Source organism: Pseudomonas rustica (genome assembly GCF_049959085.1).
Lineage (GTDB): Bacteria > Pseudomonadota > Gammaproteobacteria > Pseudomonadales > Pseudomonadaceae > Aquipseudomonas > Aquipseudomonas rustica.
Map to the genome: position 1 here is coordinate 2,286,111 of NZ_CP188200.1, position 21,469 is coordinate 2,307,579.

Here is a 21,469-nt window from a genome sequence, read left to right on the forward strand (position 1 = left end):
GGGCGCCAGCACGTCGCATCCCTTAATCTGACGTTAGCTGGTAATCTGCCGACCGATTATCTGCAGCTCTCGGGAGCCTTTCATGACTGGCCTTTACGCCGCTTTTCCTCCAGACCTGGCTCCTGGCAATGTTTCGGCGGCGCAAACCGCGCTGTCGGACATCGAGCTGCTGCACAGCATCAGCGTCAGCCTGATCGGCGAGCAGGATCGCGAAGCGCTCTACGGCAAAATCGTCGATGCGGCGGTGTTCATCACCGGTTCACAGTTCGGCACAATGCAATTGCTTTGTACGCCGGAACACGGCGCCGGCCATGGTGGCGAGCTGCAATTGTTGTATGCCCATGGCCTGCCGGCCGAGGCGGTCGGTTTTTGGCATTACGTCAGCCCGGCGGCCTATAGCAGTTGCACCTTGGCGCTGAAACTCGGCCAGCGCGCGATCATTCCCGATTTCGAACAATGGGCCGACATTGCCGGCACCGAAGACCTGCTCGCTTTTCGCCGCACGGGCATTCGCTCGGCGCAGACCACGCCGTTGATGTCGCGCGATGGCCATCTGCTGGGCATGATCTCGACGCACTGGAACAAACCGCACCATCCCTCCGAACGCGATTTGCGTCTGCTGGATATTCTCGCGCGCCAGGCCGCTGATTTGCTCGAACGCACCATCGCGGAAGAGGCGTTGCGTGAAGTCGAAGAGCAGCAACGGCAGACCGCCGCGCGTTTGCGCGAACTCAACGAGACCCTCGAACAGCGTGTCGCCGAGCGCACCGCCGAATTGATGCAGGCTGAAGAGAAACTGCGCCAGTCGCAGAAAATGGAAGCGGTGGGGCAACTGACCGGGGGCCTCGCCCACGATTTCAACAACCTGCTGACCAGTATTTCCGGTGCGCTTGAGCTGATGAACCGGCGCATCGGCCAAGGGCGCCTGAGCGAAGTCGACAGGTACATGGTCGCCGCCCAAAGCGCGGCAAAACGTGCGGCGTCGCTGACCCATCGCCTGCTGGCGTTCTCGCGCCGGCAAACCCTCGAACCGCACGCCACCAACGTCAACACGCTGATGTACGGCATGGCCGAGCTGATCCAGCGTACCGCCGGGCCGGGCATTGTCGTCGAGACGCTCGGCAGCTCGGAGCTGTGGCCGGCATTTGTCGACAAGAGTCAGTTGGAAAACGCGCTGCTGAACCTCTGTCTGAACGCCCGCGATGCCATGCCCGATGGCGGTCGCATCACCCTGGAAACCACCAATCAGTGGATGAATCGCGAGGCAGCGCGCGGCATTGATCTGCCCGAAGGCGATTACCTCTGTGTCAGCGTTCGTGACAACGGTACCGGCATGTCGCCGGACGTCATGGCGCATGTGTTCGAACCGTTTTTCACCACCAAACCGATCGGTCAGGGCACTGGCCTCGGGCTGTCGATGATCTACGGGTTTGCCCAGCAATCCGGCGGGCAGGTGCAGATTCAATCGACGGTGGGTGAGGGCACGCAGGTGTCGATTTACCTGCCGCGCCATCATGTCGAGGCCAGCCAGGACGAACATGACGCTGCCGATGAGTCCGTCGCGGCCTAGCAACTGGGCGAGACCGTGTTGCTGGTCGACGATGAGCCGACCGTGCGCATGCTGCTCGTCGATGTACTGGGCGAACTCGGTTACACGGTGATCGAAGCCGCCGACAGCGTCGCCGGGCTGAAGCTGTTGCGCTCCGATGTGCACATCGATTTGCTGGTCACCGATGTCGGCCTGCCGGGCGGCATGAACGGCCGGCAACTGGCCGAAGCGGGGCTGCAATTGCGCCCGCAGCTGAAGACCCTGTTTATCACCGGTTATGCCGAGAGCGCAGTGTTTGGCGGCGGTCAGCTTGAGGACGGCATGCACGTGCTGACCAAGCCGTTTGCCGTCGATGCGCTGGGTGGGCGGGTGCGCGAGCTGTTGGCGAAATAACGGCGGCCCCCGTCAGCGACCGTTCCCGAAACCGCAAGACTTCCCGCGCAAAAACCGGATAATGGCGGCCATTCGTTTAGCCGTATTCTGGTAATCCCGCATGGAAATCAAGGTCAATTTTCTCGACAACCTTCGACTTGAAGCCAAGTTCGACGACTTCACGGTGATCGCCGATCAGCCGATTCGCTACAAAGGCGATGGCTCGGCACCGGAACCGTTCGACTACTTTCTGGCTTCGTCGGCGTTGTGTGCGGCTTACTTTGTGAAGTTGTACTGCGACACCCGTAGCATCCCCACGGAAAATATTCGCCTGTCGCAGAACAACATCGTCGACCCGGAAAACCGCTACAACCAGATCTTCAAGATTCAGGTCGAGCTGCCAGCGGATATTTCCGACAAGGATCGTTTGGGGATCCTCCGTTCGATTGATCGCTGCACGGTGAAGAAGGTCGTGCAGACCGGCCCTGAGTTCATCATCGAAGAAGTCGACAACCTCGATGCCGATGCGCAAGCCTTGTTGATGCCGGTTTCCACGTCCGAGGCAGGCACCTACATCGCTGGCAAGGATCTGCCGCTGGAGCAGACCATCGCCAACATGTCGGGCATTCTCGCCGACCTCGGCATGAAGATCGAAATCGCTTCGTGGCGCAACATCGTGCCAAACGTCTGGTCGCTGCACATCCGCGACGCGCATTCGCCGATGTGTTTCACCAACGGCAAAGGCGCGACCAAAGAAGGCGCGCTGGCGTCGGCGCTGGGCGAGTTCATCGAGCGGCTGAACTGCAACTTCTTCTACAACGACCAGTTCTGGGGCGAAGAAATCGCCAACGCTGAGTTCGTGCACTTCCCGGACGAGCAATGGTTCAAGCCCGGCGCGAAAGACGAACTGCCGCCGGAAATCCTCGACGAGTACACCCTCGGCATTTACAACCGCGACGGCGAGCTGCGCGGTTCGCACCTGTACGACACCAACTCCGGCAACACTCAGCGCGGCATCTGCTCGTTGCCGTTTGTGCGCCAGTCGGATGACGAAGTGGTGTACTTCCCGTCGAACCTGATCGAAAACCTCTACCTGAGCAACGGCATGAGCGCGGGCAACACGCTGGCCGAAGCGCAGGTGCAGTGCCTGTCGGAAATCTTCGAGCGCGCGGTGAAACGCGAAATCCTCGAAGGCGAAATGGCCCTGCCGGACGTGCCGCAGGAGGTGCTGGAGAAATACCCGAGCATCCTCGCCGGCATCAAAGGTCTGGAAGAGCAGGGCTTCCCGGTGCTGGTCAAGGACGCGTCGCTGGGCGGTGAATTCCCGGTGATGTGCGTGACCCTGATGAACCCGCGCACCGGCGGCGTGTTCGCCTCGTTCGGCGCGCACCCGAGCCTGGAAGTAGCGCTGGAACGCAGCCTGACTGAATTGCTCCAGGGTCGCAGTTTTGAAGGCTTGAACGACTTGCCGCAGCCGACGTTCTCCGGGCAAGCGGTGACCGAGCCGAACAACTTCGTTGAACACTTCATCGACTCCAGCGGTGTGGTGTCGTGGCGCTTCTTCAGTGCCAAGCCGGACTTCGAATTCGTCGAGTGGGACTTCTCCGGACAAGGCGAAAATTCCAACGCCGAAGAGGCCGCGACGCTGTTCGGCATTCTCGAAGACATGGGCAAAGAAGTCTACATGGCGGTCTACGAGCACATCGGCGCCAAGGCGTGCCGCATCCTCGTGCCGGACTACTCGGAGATCTACCCGATCGAAGACCTGATCTGGGACAACACCAACAAAGCCCTGCAATTCCGCGCTGACATCCTCAACCTGCACAGCCTGAGCAAAGTCGGCCTGCGCAACCTCGCCCAAGGCCTGGAAAATAGCGAGCAGGACGATTACACCGAAATCACCACGCTGATCGGCATCGAATTCGACGACAACACGCCGTGGGGCAAGTTGACGATTCTGGAACTGCGTCTGCTGATTTATCTGGCGTTGCAGAAGTTTGAACAGGCGAAGGATCTGGTTGAAGCGTTCCTGCAATACAACGACAACACGGTTGAGCGCGGCTTGTTCTATCAAGCGGTGAACGTGGTGTTGGAGATGGAACTGGATGAAGACCTGCTGCTGGAAGACTACGAAGCCAACTTCCGCCGGATGTTCGGTGACGAGCGGATGGATGCGGCGATTGGCTCGGTGAATGGCAGCGTGCGGTTTTACGGTTTGACGCCGACTAGCATGAAGCTGGAAGGCCTGGATCGGCATTTGCGCTTGATTGAGAGCTATAAGAAATTGCATTCGGCTCGGGCTGATTTTCAGTAGCTTGAATTGTTACCCTCACCCCAGCCCTCTCCCGGAGGGAGAGGGGGCCGACCGAGGTGTCTTGCGTGTTACATCGACCTGAACGACCGGGTCGATTATGGATTCGGTGAAGCGCTTTCAGAAGACCGAGTCGATTCTGGATTTAGCAAAGCACTTTCAGGTCGGCGTACCTCACCAGCATCCCCCAATCAGTCCCCTCTACCTCTGGGAGAGGGCTAGGGTGAGGGGCTCCAGCATCTGCGCAATCCTCATCCGCAGTTCCCCATGCACATCCTCCGCATAAGGCACCGCTGTCTTCCAGTCATAAAACCACGCAGGCATTTTGCGTTTGTCCTCCGGTTCCGTGGCGTAACGGGGAAACAAGTGGCAATGCAGTTCGGGTTCTGAATTACCCAGAATTTCATAGTTCATCCGCAGCGCGCCGGTCACCGCCAATACCACATCCCCGAGGCGCGCCATGTCGAGCAGGTAAACCGCCCGGGCCTCCGCGTCCAGATCATTCAAACTCGGCACAACCGGGTCGGGCAGCAGCAGGCAATAGCCCGGCAAAAACTGCACATCACCCATGACTGCCCAGCCCGAAGCCATGCGGCAGATGACTTTATCGTTGCTGCCGTTGCGGGCCATTTCGACGCGTTGCGAGATAAGCGACATTCACAATCCTTGATGAAAGTTTTGAGTTCAAATTACCTTAACGTCCGTGCGCGGCATCCGCCAATGATCCCGTATCAACGCGCACAAACACCGAATCGCCCACCGCCGTCAGTACATCACCGGCAAACACCTCGCAAATCACCCGGGTCTTGCGCCCGACGTCGCCTTCAACCTTGGCGCGCAAGGTCAGCGGCACACCCATCGGCGTCGGCTTGATAAATTTGATGCCCAGATTACCCGTGACGCAATCGATACGCGGCAGGCTGCCCGGCTCGCGATTTTCGGCACGGTAGTGATAGGCCATCGCCGTCCAGTTGGAGTGGCAGTCGACCAGCATCGCGATCAAGCCGCCGTAGACCAGATCCGGCCAGCCGCAGTATTTGGCATCCGGCACATGCTCGGCGAGGACGTGCACGCCGTCTTCATGCCAGTAGCTTTTGATGTGCAGACCGTGCGGATTGCTACCGCCGCAGCCGTAGCAAACGCCTTCTGGTGCGGCGCTGTCTTGCAAAGCAGTGTCGAGGCTGGTCATGGTGTTTTCATCCTGAAAGTGGGAGCCCGGTGAGGCGAATGCGGTTGCGGCCACCGCGTTTGGATTCGTAGAGCGCGGCGTCGCCTTGTTCGATCAGCGCCGCCAGACTGGCCGGCGGCGCCTCGAACAGAGTGGCGCCGAGGCTCAAGGTGACGGGTTCGGTGGTGGGGAATGTCTGCGCAGTGGTGCCGAGAAACTGCTCGCGCAGCACGTTGCCGAGTTCGACGATACGTTCGCTTGTGGCGCCGTTGAGCAGGATGACGAACTCGTCGCCACCCAATCGAGCTGTCAGCGCATTACGCGGCAGCAGCGAACGAATCATCTCGCTCAAGGCGATCAGCAAGCGGTCGCCGGCGATATGGCCGTACTGATCGTTGACCAGTTTGAAGTTGTCGATATCGATCAGCAGCAGGGCGCCGGGACGTTCAGCCGAGACATCGGCGAGCAAGCGCGGCGCACGTTTTTCGAGGGCGCGGCGGTTGTAGAGGGCGGTCAGAGGATCGCGTTCGGCGAGGCGGGCGATCTCTTTTTCGCGGCGATAGCGCTCGGTGCCGGTCATCGACAGCGCAATCAGCATGATCGCCATCGCGCCTTCGACCAGTGAAATCTGGATGATCTCGCCACGGAATGCCGCCAGATCAATCAGCGTGCCGGGGATGACCACGGTCAGCGCCTTGGCGATATAAAAAGCGCCGTGCACCAGCAACACGTAGCGCAGTTGCACGGCGCCGACGCTCAGGGATTTACCGTGCGGGCGCAGCAGAAAACTGCCTTTGAGCGTCGCCAGTGCCACCAGCAGCGAGTTGGCCGCGAGCATGACTTTCGACCACAGCGGCCCGTCCGGCAGCAGCAACATCACCAGCCAGGTGACGAAAATCAGATACCAAGCGCTCGACAGGCGCGTCTGGGTGAAGCGCGCGACACCGAGCAGGAACAGAAAGTGTGCGGTCACCAGCAGACCGTTGGCGAACCAGATGCCGATCAGCAAAAAGCCGCTGCTGCGTAGCAAGGCGAGGGTGGAACCGACGGTGATCGTGGCGAAACCGGCGCTCCAGAACAGCAGGGAAGGCTCGCGAATGCTGCGCCACTCGATCGCCAGGTACAGCGCCGCGGCGGCTGCAAGCGCAATCGAGATGGTCAGCATTGTAATAGGGTCGAGCGGCATTTCTGAGCGGGCCTGTCTATTGGGCATTAAGACCGGCGATTGTAAGCGTTTGCGGGTGTTTTGGCAGGAGGGCGGCGCGCACGGCAATCGCCGCCGCGCCGAACGGTTACTGACTGGCGTCGAGCACCACGCGATAGCGCGCCTTGCCGCTGCGCAGATGGTCGACGGCCTCGTTGACCTTGCTCATGGGAAACATCTCGACCTGCGGCAGAATCTGATGTCGCGCGCAGAATTCGAGCATGGTCGCCATGGTGCCCGGCGAGCCAACCGGTGAGGCCGACAACGATTTTTGTTGAGGAATCAGATCGAACACATGCACCGGAATCGCGCTGGGTACGATGCCAACGAAGTGCAACCGGCCGTTGCCGCGCAGGGTGGCGAGCATGGCTGGCCAATCGAGGTCGGCGTTGGCGCTGATCAGCAGAAAGTCGAGGGTGCCGGCAATCGCTTTCAACGCGCTGCTGTCGGTGGAGGCGACGACGTTGTGCGCGCCCAGACGCTTGGCTTCGTCCTGTTTGTTGAGCGATGAGGTGAACGCGGTGACTTCGCAGCCCCACGCATTGAGAAAGCGCAGCGCCAGATGGCCGAGGCCGCCGATGCCGACCACGCCGACGCGGTCGGTCGGTTTGACGCCAAATTGCAGCAACGGATTGAACACCGTTGAACCGGCGCAGAACAACGGCCCGACCAGCGCTGGATCAAGCCGTTCCGGCACTGGAATCGCCCACGCCCAGTGCGAACGCAGGCGATCAGCGAAGCCGCCGTTGCTGCCGATGATGGTCGGTTGCGCGGTGCCGCACAGTTGTTGCGAGCCACTGATGCAGGACGAGCAGTGCATGCAGCTGCCCTTGTACCAGCCGATCCCCACGCGTTGACCCATTTTCAGGCCGCGCACTTGTGGGCCCATGCGCACGATTTTGCCAACCACTTCATGGCCCGGCACAAACGGATAGCGGCTGATGCCCCAATCGTTGTCGATCAGCGACTGGTCGGAGTGACAGACGCCACAATATTCAACGGCGACTTCAACGTCTTCTTCGCCCAACGCGCCGGGGTCGTAGCTATAGCGCTCCAGCGGTGCGCCGGCAGCGGTGGCGGCCCAGCCGTTGAATGGGGTGGTTTCGGTGTTGCTCATGGGGCACCTCCGATAGGACTCACAGGGACTGTGACAGCCCGAGGAGTCTAGCCGGTCATTGCGCCGGCGCGAGCCAGGTTTCCACCACCCGTCGATCCAGTTCTTCCCAATAGGCCATGCCTAACACCCGCGTGGTGTTCAGCCCACGCAGGTAGCCGCGCAGTTGATTGGCGGTGTCGAGAATGAGCTGTGGGTCGTGGATGTCTTTGTCGAGTAGGACGCTTTCGTACTGGACAAGGTATTCGGCCACCCGATCACGGAAGTCGGGCAGTACGGCGTCGCGGATCAGATCAAACGTTCTCAAGGAAAGATCCTCAGTGATTATTTTCGTTGGAATTGAGTGTGTATCAATCTACACGGCGCGCAACTATCGCTGGAAGTAATAGTGATCATCACGAAACGGAAGTTCTGCTTTAGCGGCGTTAGGCGGAAAATTGCCTCCATCGAACACGCTGCTCAAGGAATTTGCGCGATGAACACATTGACTCGACTGGCCATGGTCGCCCTGCTGATGGGCGGGGCGGTTGCCGCAGCACCGACCTACGCAGACGACGCCCGGTCGTGTCACTTGCAACCCATTACGGCCAGCAGTGCGGCGTTGAAACACACGCAAACGGTCGGTGTGTTGTACAGCGAAAACACCTTGGAAAATCTGCAATACCTGGCGCGTTACCACGCCATGGCGGCGAACGGCGCAAAAGACGCGCTGGACTCGCGGATTCGTGAAGCGTTTGTCGCCAGTTCCGATCCGGAGTTGGCGGTCGACTGGTTGATCAGTTCGTTGCAGCAGCAGTTTTTGTCGGTAACCGTTTACGACAATCTCGATGCGTTGATTCAGGCGCATCCGGACGTGGTGGTCAAGCTCGACACGTTCAATCGCTTGCTGACCCAGCGTAACAGCCTGGTTGAAGCGCGTTTCACCGCGAAGTTCTACGACGCGAATCTGCAATACATCGGCAAGGCCGAAGGCGCGGTGGAGAAAAACTTGCCATCGGTCTGGGTGCATAACCTGGCAGCGCCTGCTGTTGCTGCACAGATCGACAAGCAGCGTGACCTGCAACTGAATGCGTTGAAGCAGTTCGACGCTTCGCTCAAGGCCCAGGTGGCCGCGAGTTGAACCCAACACAAAAATGGCGACGGCGGCTCCGTGAGGCTGAACCGTTGCCGGTTGAACCGAACCTTTTATTTTCAGGATTGAACCCGATGCGTCCTTTATTTGTGCCTGTTCTGGCGGTTGCTTCCTTGTTGCTCGGCGGCTGTGCTTCCGCCCCTAACACGCCGAGCCTGACCTTGCAGACCAGTAAGACCCCGGCGCAATACGCCGATTGCGTGGTGCCGAAGTTACAGGGCGACGCGCTCAGCCCGACTGTTTCGCAAACCCAGCGCAGCTACCGGATCGTGGTGCCGAGCAAGATTTCCGCCGACAACGTGCTGGAGGCTTACAAGGCCGGCACTGGCGGCAAGGTGTTTATCTATGAACGCCACTTGCTCGCCTCGAACTTGCTGCCGTCCAGTTTTGAACGTGCTGCACAGGATTGCATCTGAAGACTGTGCGAGCACGTATCTGAAAGAGCTCCTTTGGTTGGCCGCAACCAACCAATTCTTTGCCCCGCGCCTTTATTGGGTTGCGGGGTTTTTTTTGCCTCTACGAAATCTCTCATGAGAAAAACCTCTGTGGCATGTGAGGTCATTGTGGCGAGGGGATTTATCCCCGATGGGCTGCGAAGCAGCCCCTCTTTAGATTTAAAAGAAAGGGCCGCTGCGCGCCCCAGCGGGGATAAATCCCCTCGCCACAGGTTCTATGATTGGCCTGAGGTTGTGTGACAGATTGGCTGCTGTAACATGCCGACACCCACCTGTCGCGAGCACTGAAAATGGATTCTCACTCGATTCTGACCTTCACCCTGGTCGGCGCCATCGCAATTGCCAGCCCGGGCCCTGCGACGTTGATGGCGATCAACAACAGCCTGGCCCACGGTCAGCGCAGCACGATCTGGTCTTCCCTGGGCAACGCCAGCGGCCTGTTCTGCCTGTCCGCCGCCGCGATGCTGGGCCTCGGCGCCTTGCTGGCCAGTTCCGAGATGCTCTTCAACGCAGTAAAAATCCTTGGCGCCGGCTATCTGTTCTACCTCGGGGTCAAGCAACTGCTGAAAAAAGGCCCAATGCTCGCAGTTGGCAGTGACAGCGATACCAGCAAAAACCGCCCGAGTCGCGGCAAGCTGTTCAAATCGGCGTTCCTCACCGCAGTGACCAACCCGAAAGCGACGATGTTTTTCACCGCACTGTTCCCGCAGTTCATCGATCAGGACGCGGCGCTGCTGCCGCAGTTTTTCATCCTGACCTCGATCTTCATGGCGCTATCGGTATCGTCGCTCAGCGTCTACGCAGCATTGGCATCACGCGCCAAAGGCGTACTGACCCGACCCGCGTTGTCGCGGTGGGTCAGCCGGGTGGTGGGGACGACGTTCATCGGTTTCGGGGCGGCGATTCTGACGATGCGTCGGTAGACGGTTTTTTTTGATGTGCTGGGTTCCAATTGTGGGAGCGGGCTTGCTCGCGAAGGCGTCGGGTTGGGCGACTGGGCTTTTGTTGCCTGAGTACATATCCATTGCTGCGGTTACGGCGGCTTAGGGTTCCGCCCTTACGGCGGGTCACCTTTTCCAGACGCCGAAAAGGTAACCCAAAAGGCTTTGCCCCAGCGTTCGGCCCGCTCGCTGGGGCTCGGGGTTCCTTCGTTACGGAATTCATCCGGGCGCATCGCCTCCGGTTTGCTGCGCTGCACCTCCTCTCGATGTGTTTGGCTGCGCCAAACGGTCGCTACGCTCCCACCCCCGGATCAATCCCTCCACTCAGCCTGCCGACGGGGCGGGTAGCGCAAGATCAAAAGCTGCAGCCGAGCTCGCGCTCATCCTGTGTAGGAGCTGCCGAAGGCTGCGATCTTTTGATGTTGCTTGTGCTTTTGTAGGAGCCGAGCTTGCTCGCGAAAGCGGTGTACCTGCAACGAGGATACTGAACCTGCCGCCGCCTTCGCGAGCAAGCCCGCTCCCACAGGTTTCTAGGGGTTTCCAAAATCCCGATCATACGAAAACACTGTGGAAGCTGGCTTGCCAGCGATGGCGGCCTGACAGCCGACCAGTCTTAAGCAGCCATCGCCTCAAACCCACTTGAACTGAGCCGGGAACCGCGCCACAAAGTGTGTTCCCGATTCGGCGTCTGAGGTCACGCTCAACGTGCCGTTGTGCGCCGTGGCAATCTGCGCCGCGATATACAGCCCCAACCCCAAACCTTCTTTGCGATGGCCGGCTTCAGAACGGGAAAACGGTTCGAACAGCAGCGGCATCAATTGCGCCGAAATCGGTGTGCCTTGGTTGGTCAGCGAGATCACGATTTCATCGTTCTCCGCGTAGGCGTTCAAGACAATCGGCGCGTGAACCGAACCGTGAGTGGCCGCATTACCCAGAAGATTGGACAGTAACTGGCTGATGCGCAGCGCATCGCAATACACGCCGCTCGGCACATTCAGCGTGTGCGTGAACGTCGCTCGCGGGTGTGACGCCTGCACTTCTTCAAGGGTCAGTTGCAGCGTCTGTTGCAGGTCATCGACCAGTTTGCGCTGGATCGGAATCCCGCCACCCAATCGCCCACGGGCAAAGTCGAGGATGTTTTCAATCAGCACGCCCATGCGCAACGAGCTGTTGCGGATCGCCGAAATCAGATTCAGCGAACGTTTTTCCTCGGTCTTGGTTTCCAGCAGGTCGGCGCTCATGCGAATCGCGCTCAACGGCGTGCGCAGATCATGCCCAAGCACCGCGATGAACTGCTCGCGCAATCGGCCAAGTTCATTGGCATCGGCCAGTTCAACTTTGGTGGCCGCCAGATGGCTTTGCGTATCGAGGCTCATGGCGATCAACTGGGCGAACAGGGTCAGGGTTTTCGCGATGGCCGGTTCATCGAGATTGGCCGGGACTGAGTCGATGGCGCACAGCGTGCCGAAAAAATCGCCATTGGCTTTGACGATCGGAATGGAAATGTAGCTTTCCAGGCCATAGGTTATCGGCGTGTGGTGCGTGGAAAAGATCGGGTGGGTGCTGGCGTGACCGAAGATCACCGGTTGCTGGTGTTGGCGGATTTCGTGACAGATGGTCGATTCCAGCACCAACTCGCCACCAGGTTTCAAGCCGAAATCGATCGAGTCATCGACAGCGCAGGCCACCCAGTTGTGATCAGTGACACGAGCGACCGCCGCAAAGCGCATGCCGGTGAGGTGTTTGACCATGCTCAAAATCACCGGCACGGCGTCTATGCTGCTGATCGCGTCGATGTCGGCTGAGAATTGCGGGTCGGTCATGGCGGGCGCTTCGAAAAGATATCTGTCAAAGACTATCTCTTATTAGCCGACATGACTAATTGCTCCAGAGCAACAAATGCAACGGCGCCGAGAAAATCCCGGCGCCGTTGGTCGTTTTAGAACTTGTATTTGGCGGTCAGCATGTAGCTGCGCGGATCGCCGTAGTTGTCGTTGGAGCCCCACGTGGTGTTGGAGCCGATGGCGGAGTAGTAGACGCGGTCGAAGATGTTGTTGGCGTTAACTTGCAGATCGATGTGCTGGTTGACTTCGTAACCGGCCATCAGGTCGGCGGTGGCATAGCTGCCCTGTTCGACGCGATAGGTGCCGTTGGCGACTGGCACGTCGTTGTACATGCGGCTCTGCCAGTAGACGCTGCCGCCGACGCGGAGTTTTTCCAGGGGGCCTTGCAAGCGATACATCGTCGAAACCTTGAACAGGTGCTCCGGCGTGTCGGTGTCGAACTGCTGATTATCGTTGGCCGGGTTTTCGTCTTTGATGTAGTGCGCGCGGGTGTAGGTGTAGCCGGCGCCCACTTGCCAGTTTTCGGTCAGCGCACCTTGCAGTTCCATGTCGACGCCCTGGCTGCGAACCTTGCCCGAGGCCTGATAACAGGTCATGACCGGGCAACCCAACTGCGTTTCGGCGGTGGTGGCGCGGTTGGTCTGGTCGATCTGGAACACCGCCAGGCTGGCGTTGAGCGCACCGTTGAAGTATTCGCCCTTGATGCCGACTTCGTAGTTTTCGCCAACGATTGGATCGAGCACTTTGCCGGACAAGTCTTTCGACGATTGCGGGCTGAAGATGTCGGTGTAGCTGGCGTACAGCGAGTGATGATCGTCGAGTTTGTAGATCAAGCCGGCGTAGCGCGTCAGGTTGCGGGTGACTTTAAAGTCGCCGTCGCCGCTGCGGTCGTCGTAGTCGTACCAGTCGAGGCGACTGCCGAGGATCAGTGTCAGCGGGTCGGCGAGGCTCAGGCGCGTGGTCAGGTAAACCGCGTCCTGCGTGGTGACGGTGCGGGTTTTGCTGTCGCGCACGAAATCAGGTTTCGGCGCGCCGATCGGCCAGGCGGTGGTGTATGGGTCGTATTCTTTGGAGGTCGCATCGTAGACGCGATTGCTCGCACCGACGACCAGTTCATGGGTGCGGCCGAAGGCTTCAAACGGGCCGCTGGCAAACGCATCGATCGATCTTTGTTTGTCGGTGTTGTGCGACTGGTAGGCGGTGGTTTCCAGCGGGCCGCTGTAGCGCGACAGATAGGTGCCGGAGAATTCGCCGTTCAGCGTCGAGGCGGAACCCGCGACGTGCAGGCGCCAATCGTTGTTGAAGCGGTGCTCGATATCGCCGAAAACGGTGTCGATCTGCAGCTTCTTGTTTTCCCAGTCGGTGCCGGGATAGGTCGAGCGGGGCAGGTCGAGGTGGTGTCCGTCGGTGCCCAGCGGCAAGCCGCCCCAGAAGTAGTTGGTCTGCTCGTTCTGACGCGAGAAGCCCAGGGATGCGGTGGTGCTGTCGCTCAGGTCGGCTTCACCGATGGCGTAGAACAAGCCGTGATCGTTTTGTTCTTTGTCGCGGAAACTGTCGGCGCCCTGATAGGAACCCACCACGCGGCCGCGCAATGTGCCGCTCTCGTTCAACGGGCTGGAGGCGTCGATCTCGCCGCGATAATCATCCCAACTGCCAGCGGCGCCGGTGAGGGTGACTTGCTGCTCGGCCGTCGGGCGTTTGCGCACCATGTTGATCGCGGCCGAAGGGTTGCCGGCGCCGGTGACGAGACCGGTGGCGCCGCGAATGATTTCCACGCGGTCGAACATCGCCAGATTCGGTTGCACGGCCATCGAGAACGGCTGGTACGAACTCGGCAGGCCGTCGTACATGATGTTGTCGATGTCAAAACCGCGCGAGCTGTAAGTCTGGCGGCCCGGGCCGCTGGACTGACTGAGGAACAACCCCGGCGTCGCTTTGACCACGTCGTTGACGCTGGTCATGGCCTGATCGTCCATGCGCTGGCGGGTGATGACGGTTACCGCTTGCGGTGTTTCGCGCATGGTCAGTGGCAATTTGGTCGCGGTCTGCATCGGGCCGGTGGTGTAGGAGCCCGAACCTTCGGTGGTGCTGCTCATTTGCGTGGCGCCGATTTCGGTGGCGCCGAGCTCCAGAACGGTTGCTGCTGTGTCATCTTTCGGCTTGGTTTCAGGCGTTTCATCCGCTGAAACGCTGGTGATGCTGGCCATGCAGATGGCGAGTGCCAACAGGTTAGGTGAACGGTTTGTACGACGGCTTTTGGTGTGAAACGACATCAATCTGCTTCCCCAAGTAATACAAAAACGAATCTGTTGCGACTGCGTGTAGGAATTATTCGCATTAGTCTGGCAGATCGAATCGCTCGAAGAAACCCGTACGAGTCAGTTAGTTAATGAAATTTTCACATTTGGCGCGTTTGAGAACACGGGGGCTGAAGCGGGGAGTCGCTGCCGATCAACGAACATTGTGATCGGCAGCGACGGGGAGAGGGGTCAGCTTAAATCTTCGGCTTGATGGCGCTCAGGCACCTGAGTTGCCTCATCTCCCCACGTGCGATTGACCCGCAGGCCACGAATCACCGCAGGACGATTGGCGATCTCTTCGGCCCAGCGCTGCACGTGGGTGTATTCCTGCGCCGCGATAAACTCCGCCGCTGAATAAACGTTGTTGCGCACCAGTTGGCCGTACCACGGCCACACCGCGATGTCGGCGATGGTGTATTTGTCGCCGGCCAGATACGGGCTTTCCGCCAGACGCCGATCGAGCACGTCGAGCTGACGCTTGGCTTCCATGGTGAAGCGGTTGATCGGGTATTCGAGCTTCTCCGGCGCATAGGCGTAGAAATGGCCGAAGCCGCCGCCGAGATAGGGCGCTGCGCCCATTTGCCAGAACAGCCAGTTGAGGGTTTCGGTGCGTCCAGCCGGATCTTTGGGCAGGAAGGCGCCGAATTTTTCCGCGAGGTAGAGCAGGATCGCACCGGATTCGAACACGCGAGTCGGCGGTTCGGCGCTGTGATCGAGCAGGGCGGGGATTTTCGAGTTGGGGTTGATCTCGACGAAACCGCTGGAGAACTGGTCGCCCTCGTTGATGCGGATTAGCCAGGCGTCGTATTCGGCAGCGGTGTGCCCCAATGCCAGCAGCTCTTCGAGCAGGATGGTGACCTTGACGCCGTTGGGCGTGGCCAGGGAATACAACTGCAAAGGATGCTTACCGACTGGCAGGGTTTTGTCGTGAGTCGGCCCGGCCGTCGGGCGATTGATACTGGCGAACTGGCCGCCGGACGGTGCTTCGTGTTTCCAGACTTTGGGCGGAACGTAGGGCGACTTGCTCATGAAACAGACCTCGTCATCGATGAATGCACGACAAGGAATATACCCAATCAAGGGTGATCCATGTAAAACCGAACCGGCTCCGACACTGATGGTGACTTTGCCGACGCCTTCGCGAGCAGGCTCGCTCCCACAGGGTTCGCGGGCGCACACAAATCCCCGGTCACACCCCAAATCAATTGTGGGAGCGGGCTTGCTCGCGAAAGCGGTGTGTCATTCAACGTATTGGTTGTCTGATACGACGCCTTCGCGAGCAAGCCCGCTCCCACAGTTGTTATGCGCTGCTGGTTAGAGCCAGTAGCTCACGGCGTACCAGCCCAGCAGGCCCATCACGCAGGTGTACGGCAACGCCATCCACACCATCCGCCCGTACGACAAGCGCACCAGCGGGGCAATCGCCGAGGTCAGCAGGAACAGGAACGCCGCTTGGCCATTCGGCGTCGCCACGCTCGGCAGGTTGGTGCCGGTGTTGATCGCAATCGCCAAGGTCTCGAAGTGCTCGCGGCTCATATGCCCGGCGAGGAAGGCCTGTTTCACTTCGGTGATGTAAATGGTCGCGACAAACACGTTGTCACTGATCGCCGACAGCACGCCGTTGGCGATAAACAGCATCCCCGGTTGTTGCTCGACCGGCAGGGCCAGCACCCACTGAATCAGCGGCGCAAACAACTGCTGATCATGAATCACCGCCACCACCGCAAAAAACACCACCAGCAATGCGGTAAACGGCATCGCGTCCTTGAATGCGCTACCGAGACGATGCTCATCGGTGATCCCGGTAAACGCCGTGATCAGCACGATCACCATCAGACCAATCAGGCCGACTTCGGCGACGTGAAATGCCAGGCAACCAATCAAAATCAGTGCCGCCGCACCCTGCACCAGCAAAGCGGCGCGTTGACGCGGGGTACGCTCGGCATCGTCTTCGGCGGCGTAATCGGCCAGCACCGCACGCACGTTGTCCGGCAGCAGCGTGCCGTAGCCGAACCAGCGCAGTTTCTCCAGCAGGACGCAGGTCACTAGACCGGCCGCCAATACCGGCAACGACACCGGCGCGACCTTGCTGAAAAACTCGCCAAAGTGCCAACCCATTTCATGGCCGATCAACAGGTTTTGCGGCTCACCGACCAGCGTGCAGACACCGCCCAGCGCCGTGCCGACCGCGCCGTGCATCAACAGGCTGCGCAAAAACGCGCGGAATTGTTCGAGATCGTCGTGATGCAGTTTGGGTAGGTGCTGATCGTCGGCAAACTCGCTGTCCTGACGCGGATCATTGCCCGAGGCAACGCGGTGATACACCGAATAGAAACCGACCGCCGCACTGATGATCACGGCCGTAACGGTCAAGGCATCAAGAAACGCCGACAGGAACGCCGAGAGAAAGCAGAACATCAACGCCAGCGCCGCTTTCGAGCGAACCCCCAGCAACAGCCGCGAGAACAAATACAGCAACAGATCCTTCATGAAGTAGATGCCAGCCACCATAAACATCAGCAGCAGAATCACCGGGAAGTTGTGCACCAGCTCATCATAGAGAGCCTGTGGCGTGGTCATCTTCAGCAGCAGGGCTTCGATCAGCAGCAGGCCGCCCGGCATCAGTGGGTAGCACTTGAGCGCCATGGCCAAAGTGAAAATGAATTCGATCACCAGCAACCAACCGGCAGCGACCGGGCCTGCGGTAAACAGCACCAGCGCATTGAGGATCAGGAATCCGACGATGGTCGCCTTATACCAACGTGGCGAATGCCCGAGAAAATTTTGCGCGAACGCCTGGGCCATTGAACCGGACATCGGCTGCTCCTTGTCTTAAGAAGCGCGCAAGTTGCCGCATGTGTCGAGCAAGTTCAAGTTGTTAATGACTTGGCTGGAAATCCCTTGTAGGAGCTGTCGAGTGAAACGAGGCTGCGATCTTTTGACTTTAACGATCGCAGCCTCGTTTCACTCGACAGCTCCTACAGGTCGACCGTCCTGCAGCCCGTTATGGGTTGAGGTAGCGCGCGACCATTGCCCGGTAGTTGCCATCCAGTGAATAACCGCCGACCAGAATCCCGCCATCGGCTTGCAGGGCCAGTGAGTTGGCGGTGTCGAGGCTGCGTCCCAGCCGTGTGCGCAGCCAGCCGCTGCCATCGCCGAAACTTGGGTCGAGGTTGCCGTCAGCCAAATAGCGCGCGACGATAAAATCCGCTTCAACGCCGCCGATGGTCGCGCCGACTGCGATCATGCGACCGTCCGCCATGCGTTGGGCAGCGCTCCACTGGCAGCCGCTCGGGCCGATTTCCAACAGCTGCGCAAGCCCGTCATGACTGTGCAGATCCGGGCGGCCGTTATGGTGCAGCGACAATGCCACGCAGCGAATCGGATCACGGCTGCTGCCGAAACAATGCAGGTGTTCCGCCGATTCAATCACTTGGCTGACCTGCGCGCTTCGCCCCTGAGCCTTGAACGCCATAAAGCCGTCCACCGCAAAACGTTCATCCAGACCGCCGTCGGGCAGATAGCGCGCGAGCAGGCCTTCCTGCGGAAAGTCGATCGAACCGGCCACCACGATCCGCCCGTCCTCCTGCAACAGCAGGCTGCTGAGCCAGGTATTGAGCAATAGGTGACGGATCATCACAAAGCCACGGCCGTTGAACGTGTCGTCGAGACTGCCATCGGGTTTGAGGCGAATCAGCATTCCGGCGTGATCGGCCAGTTCGAAATGGTGGTTGGCGATCAGCAGGATGTGCCCGTCAGCCTGCACGGCGAAATCGCAGGCTTCGGCCCCGGGCACGCCCGGCGGTAGCCAGGTATCGCGCGAGCCCATGGACAGATTGCCCGGCAGGCGCACGACTTGCCGGCCATTGTCGCCGAAGGTCGGGTCTGGCTGGCCGTGTGCATCGAAACAGGCGAGGGCGGGGAGTGTTTGATGGGCGCTTTCATAATGCAGGCCGGCGAGCAGGATTCGGCCGTCCGGCAGCGCCAGCACCTTGCTGGCAGCGGCCTCGAAACCGGCGTTGAACTCACCGATCACGCTGCCCTGATGACCGAAAGAAAGATCAGCAGAACCGTCGGCCAGCAATCGCGCCAGGCCAAACCGGCTGCCATGAGCGGTGCCGATTTTTGCGGCGACCAATACACGACCTTGCTGATCAAGTGCCACGCCTTGCGTCATGCTCGACAGGCTGCCGGCGAAATAAACGTGCGCCACGCCGGTCGCAGCGAATGTCTGATCAAGATGTCCGACTTTATTTATGGGGGTTGCCAGCGCAAAAGCATTCGAGCCGAACATGCACGCATCTCCTTGCGAGTTGACCATAACCCGGGAGCCGGGTGGGTAACTGCATGAGCGGAACATTCAATCCCTGATAACAAAGAAGCACAACGGTGATAACTAACAGGCGGAGGGTCGCACTGTGCCGAAACAGTGTCTTTTTGAACCAAATGCAAGCCTGCCAAGCAGTTGTGCCTGGTTTCGTTGCTTAGCGATGTAAAAAAGTGCGCGGGGTTAAAACAACAGGGCAACTAACAAAGAAGAGGGCGGATGACATTGAAGTCATCCGCAATGCCCTCTGCTCAGTGCGGCATCGACCACGATTGCAGCTCGTAACCTTCTTCGCTCAATTGTGCGCGAGCTTGCTGCAAGACCAATTCAAGTTGTGCCGGATCCGAATAGTCACTGCTGGAAATCTGTTTGCGACCAATGTGATTGTTGGTGCGGTCGATGACGGTCAGGCTGACTTCGCCATTGCCGTCTTGTGGGGCCCAAGCCACGCACTGGAAAGGTTTGAACGCGTGGTTGGCAATCAAAAGAGCTTCGTTGATACGGAGCGGGGCGGTCATGGGGTCTTCTCTCTGTCGTGCCCAATCAAGTGATGTGCCGTCGGTTGGGCTTACCGTTCGGCTGGTTACTTGTACTGATGCACGCAACCCGGTGACAGGTCACACCTGAAACAAAGAAATTTCAACTTTCTTTCATATACTCAGTTTGTCGACAGCTATTGAAAGCTGGCTGAAAGATTCAAAGTCGATAGCTGACTAACAACTTCGCTTCTTATAACTGGTTCGCTTGTATCCCTATAAGCAATCGATACAAGGCGCTGTCAAAATCTTGCTAATGTTACAGCCAGGTCTGCCAAATGACTGTTTTTACAATCATTTCTTATAATTTGGCGCCAAGGAACAGTCATGAGCGAAGCGCCTGCATTAAGACGTTTATTGGTCGTCGATCCTTGCGACGATTGTCATCGCCTGTTGCCCGGTTTACGTGCGATAGGTTGGGATGTCGACAGCTGTACTTTGGAAAACGCCGCTGACCGAAGTTGTGATGTTGGTTTGCTGCGCTTGCAGCCGTTTCACCTCGAACGCCCCGAAGCCGTCAAAGAACTGATCAGCCGCAGCGGTACTGAATGGATCGCCGTGCTGAATCAGGAAGTCCTGCGTTTACAGAACGTTGGCGACTTCGTTTGCGAATGGTTTTTCGATTTTCATACCTTGCCGTTCGACGTCTCGCGGGTGCAGGTCACCCTAGGTCGCGCGTTCGGCATGGCGCGTCTACGCGGGCAGGGCACGATCCACGTCGATCAACCAGAGCATGAGTTGCTCGGTGACAGTCGACCGATTCGTGAACTGCGCAAATTGCTCAGCAAACTGGCGCCGACTGAGTCGCCCGTACTGATCCGTGGCGAAAGCGGCACGGGCAAAGAGCTGGTGGCGCGCACCCTGCATCGCCAATCGCAGCGTCACAGCAAACCGTTTGTAGCGATCAACTGCGGGGCGATCCCTGAACATTTGATCCAGTCGGAATTGTTTGGCCATGAGAAGGGTGCGTTTACCGGCGCTCATCAACGCAAGGTCGGGCGCATCGAAGCGGCCAACGGTGGCACGCTGTTCCTCGATGAAATCGGCGATCTGCCGCTGGAGCTGCAAGCCAATCTGTTGCGGTTTCTCCAGGAGAAGCACATAGAGCGGGTTGGCGGCAGTCAGCCGATCCCCGTGGATGTTCGGGTATTGGCCGCGACCCACGTCGATCTGGAGTCGGCGATCGAGAAAAAGCGTTTCCGTGAGGATTTGTATTACCGGCTGAATGTGCTGCAAGTGGTCACCGCGCCGTTGCGCGAACGCCATGGCGATCTGTCGATGCTGGCCAACCACTTCTCGCATTTCTACAGCCACGAAACCGGTCGCCGGCCGCGCAGTTTCAGTGAGGACGCGCTGATTGCGATGGGCAAACACGACTGGCCGGGCAATGTGCGCGAACTGGCCAACCGCGTTCGTCGTGGTTTGGTGCTGGCCGAAGGGCGACAGATTGAAGCGCGAGATCTGGGTTTGATCAGCCAGCAGTCGATCGCCACGCCGATGGGCACCCTGGAAGACTATAAAACCCGCGCCGAACGCCAGGCCTTGTGCGATGTATTGAATCGGCACAGCGACAACTTGAGTGTCGCGGCAAAAGTGCTGGGTGTTTCGCGACCTACGTTCTACCGGTTACTGCACAAACATCAAATTCGTTAAATCAAAAGATCACAGCCTTCTGTAGGAGCCGAGCTTGCTCGCGAAGAGGCCGGTACATTCAACATCAATATTGAATGTACTGACGCCTTCGCGAGCAAGCTCTGCTCCTACCGAATCATGGCGTACGCGCAGTTTAATTTGCACCACAAAACAGTGTAGGAGCCGAGCTTGCTCGCGAAGAGGCCGGTACATTCAACATCAATATTGAATGTACTGACGCCTTCGCGAGCAAGCTCTGCTCCTACCGAATCATGGCGTACGCGCAGTTTAATTTGCACCACAAAACAGTGTAGGAGCCGAGCTTGCTCGCGAAGAGGCCGGTACATTCAACATCAATATTGAATGTACTGACGCCTTCGCGAGCAAGCTCTGCTCCTACCGAATCATGGCGTACGCGCAGTTTAATTTGCACCACAAAACAGTGTAGGAGCCGAGCTTGCTCGCGAAGAGGCCGGTACATTCAACATCAGTATTGAATGTACTGACGCCTTCGCGAGCAAGCTCTGCTCCTACAGAATCATGGCGTACGCGCAGTTTAATTTGCACCATAAACCAGTGTAGGA

At 58.9% G+C, this 21,469-nt stretch carries 16 protein-coding genes and 1 pseudogene; 6 read left to right on the forward strand and 11 right to left on the reverse strand.

Annotated features, from left to right (window positions below):
• Positions 1–82: 82 nt before the first annotated feature.
• Together ACP3TY_RS10640 and ACP3TY_RS10645 are read left to right on the forward strand one after the other, a co-directional pair.
• Positions 83–1,942: pseudogene (locus ACP3TY_RS10640) on the forward strand (ATP-binding protein).
• Positions 1,943–2,042: 100 nt separating this feature from the next.
• The gene (locus ACP3TY_RS10645; protein WP_426619920.1) at positions 2,043–4,235 is read left to right on the forward strand and encodes an OsmC domain/YcaO domain-containing protein; all 2,193 of its coding nucleotides are present in this window, start codon (positions 2,043–2,045) and stop codon (positions 4,233–4,235) included.
• Positions 4,236–4,433: 198 nt separating this feature from the next.
• Here the strand turns inward: ACP3TY_RS10645 and ACP3TY_RS10650 are convergent, their stop codons facing one another.
• From ACP3TY_RS10650 to ACP3TY_RS10670, 5 genes are all read right to left on the reverse strand, one after another.
• On the reverse strand, positions 4,434–4,889 hold the full coding sequence (locus ACP3TY_RS10650) for an HIT family protein (RefSeq protein WP_426619921.1): 456 nt from the start codon (positions 4,887–4,889) through the stop codon (positions 4,434–4,436).
• A gap of 37 nt (positions 4,890–4,926) precedes the next feature.
• Positions 4,927–5,421 carry a PaaI family thioesterase gene (locus ACP3TY_RS10655; protein WP_426619922.1) on the reverse strand — a complete coding sequence of 165 codons (495 nt, stop codon included), beginning with the start codon at positions 5,419–5,421 and terminating at the stop codon, positions 4,927–4,929.
• A gap of 7 nt (positions 5,422–5,428) precedes the next feature.
• A complete protein-coding gene (locus ACP3TY_RS10660; RefSeq protein ID WP_400645626.1) occupies positions 5,429–6,586 on the reverse strand; it encodes a GGDEF domain-containing protein in 1,158 nt (385 codons plus the stop codon).
• Positions 6,587–6,692: 106 nt separating this feature from the next.
• Complete coding sequence (gene ahr, locus ACP3TY_RS10665) at positions 6,693–7,721, reverse strand: NADPH-dependent aldehyde reductase Ahr (RefSeq protein ID WP_426619923.1); 1,029 nt, start codon at positions 7,719–7,721, stop codon at positions 6,693–6,695.
• Positions 7,722–7,776: 55 nt separating this feature from the next.
• Entirely contained in the window at positions 7,777–8,025 is a 249-nt protein-coding gene (locus ACP3TY_RS10670; RefSeq protein ID WP_212544471.1) for a hypothetical protein, read from the reverse strand.
• A gap of 168 nt (positions 8,026–8,193) precedes the next feature.
• Here ACP3TY_RS10670 and ACP3TY_RS10675 point away from each other — a divergent pair, with 168 nt between their 5' ends.
• From ACP3TY_RS10675 to ACP3TY_RS10685, 3 genes are all read left to right on the forward strand, one after another.
• Positions 8,194–8,838, forward strand: a complete 645-nt coding sequence (locus ACP3TY_RS10675) for an ATPase (RefSeq protein WP_426619924.1) — start codon at positions 8,194–8,196, stop codon at positions 8,836–8,838.
• An 86-nt stretch (positions 8,839–8,924) separates the two neighbouring features.
• The gene (locus ACP3TY_RS10680) at positions 8,925–9,266 is read left to right on the forward strand and encodes a hypothetical protein (protein WP_159812108.1); all 342 of its coding nucleotides are present in this window, start codon (positions 8,925–8,927) and stop codon (positions 9,264–9,266) included.
• Between the two features lie 329 nt (positions 9,267–9,595).
• Positions 9,596–10,228: a LysE family translocator gene (locus ACP3TY_RS10685; RefSeq protein WP_159812107.1), complete on the forward strand. Its 633-nt coding sequence runs from the start codon at positions 9,596–9,598 to the stop codon at positions 10,226–10,228.
• Positions 10,229–10,875: 647 nt separating this feature from the next.
• Here the strand turns inward: ACP3TY_RS10685 and ACP3TY_RS10690 are convergent.
• From ACP3TY_RS10690 to ACP3TY_RS10715, 6 genes are all read right to left on the reverse strand, one after another.
• Positions 10,876–12,069 carry a GAF domain-containing sensor histidine kinase gene (locus ACP3TY_RS10690; RefSeq protein ID WP_401238491.1) on the reverse strand — a complete coding sequence of 398 codons (1,194 nt, stop codon included), beginning with the start codon at positions 12,067–12,069 and terminating at the stop codon, positions 10,876–10,878.
• A 116-nt stretch (positions 12,070–12,185) separates the two neighbouring features.
• Positions 12,186–14,363 (reverse strand): TonB-dependent siderophore receptor, encoded by a 2,178-nt coding sequence (locus ACP3TY_RS10695; RefSeq protein WP_426619925.1) that lies wholly within the window; start codon positions 14,361–14,363, stop codon positions 12,186–12,188.
• A 216-nt stretch (positions 14,364–14,579) separates the two neighbouring features.
• Positions 14,580–15,419 carry a glutathione-dependent disulfide-bond oxidoreductase gene (yghU, locus tag ACP3TY_RS10700; protein WP_426619926.1) on the reverse strand — a complete coding sequence of 280 codons (840 nt, stop codon included), beginning with the start codon at positions 15,417–15,419 and terminating at the stop codon, positions 14,580–14,582.
• Between the two features lie 285 nt (positions 15,420–15,704).
• Positions 15,705–17,207, reverse strand: coding sequence for a sodium/proton antiporter NhaB (nhaB, locus tag ACP3TY_RS10705; protein WP_426619927.1), 1,503 nt, complete (start codon positions 17,205–17,207; stop codon positions 15,705–15,707).
• Between the two features lie 187 nt (positions 17,208–17,394).
• Positions 17,395–18,684, reverse strand: coding sequence for a hypothetical protein (locus ACP3TY_RS10710; RefSeq protein ID WP_426619928.1), 1,290 nt, complete (start codon positions 18,682–18,684; stop codon positions 17,395–17,397).
• A gap of 284 nt (positions 18,685–18,968) precedes the next feature.
• On the reverse strand, positions 18,969–19,235 hold the full coding sequence (locus tag ACP3TY_RS10715) for a hypothetical protein (RefSeq protein ID WP_053119811.1): 267 nt from the start codon (positions 19,233–19,235) through the stop codon (positions 18,969–18,971).
• A 345-nt stretch (positions 19,236–19,580) separates the two neighbouring features.
• On the opposite strand from ACP3TY_RS10715, the gene ACP3TY_RS10720 reads away from it, so the two are divergent.
• Entirely contained in the window at positions 19,581–20,906 is a 1,326-nt protein-coding gene (locus tag ACP3TY_RS10720; RefSeq protein WP_053119813.1) for a sigma-54 dependent transcriptional regulator, read from the forward strand.
• Positions 20,907–21,469: the final 563 nt, after the last annotated feature.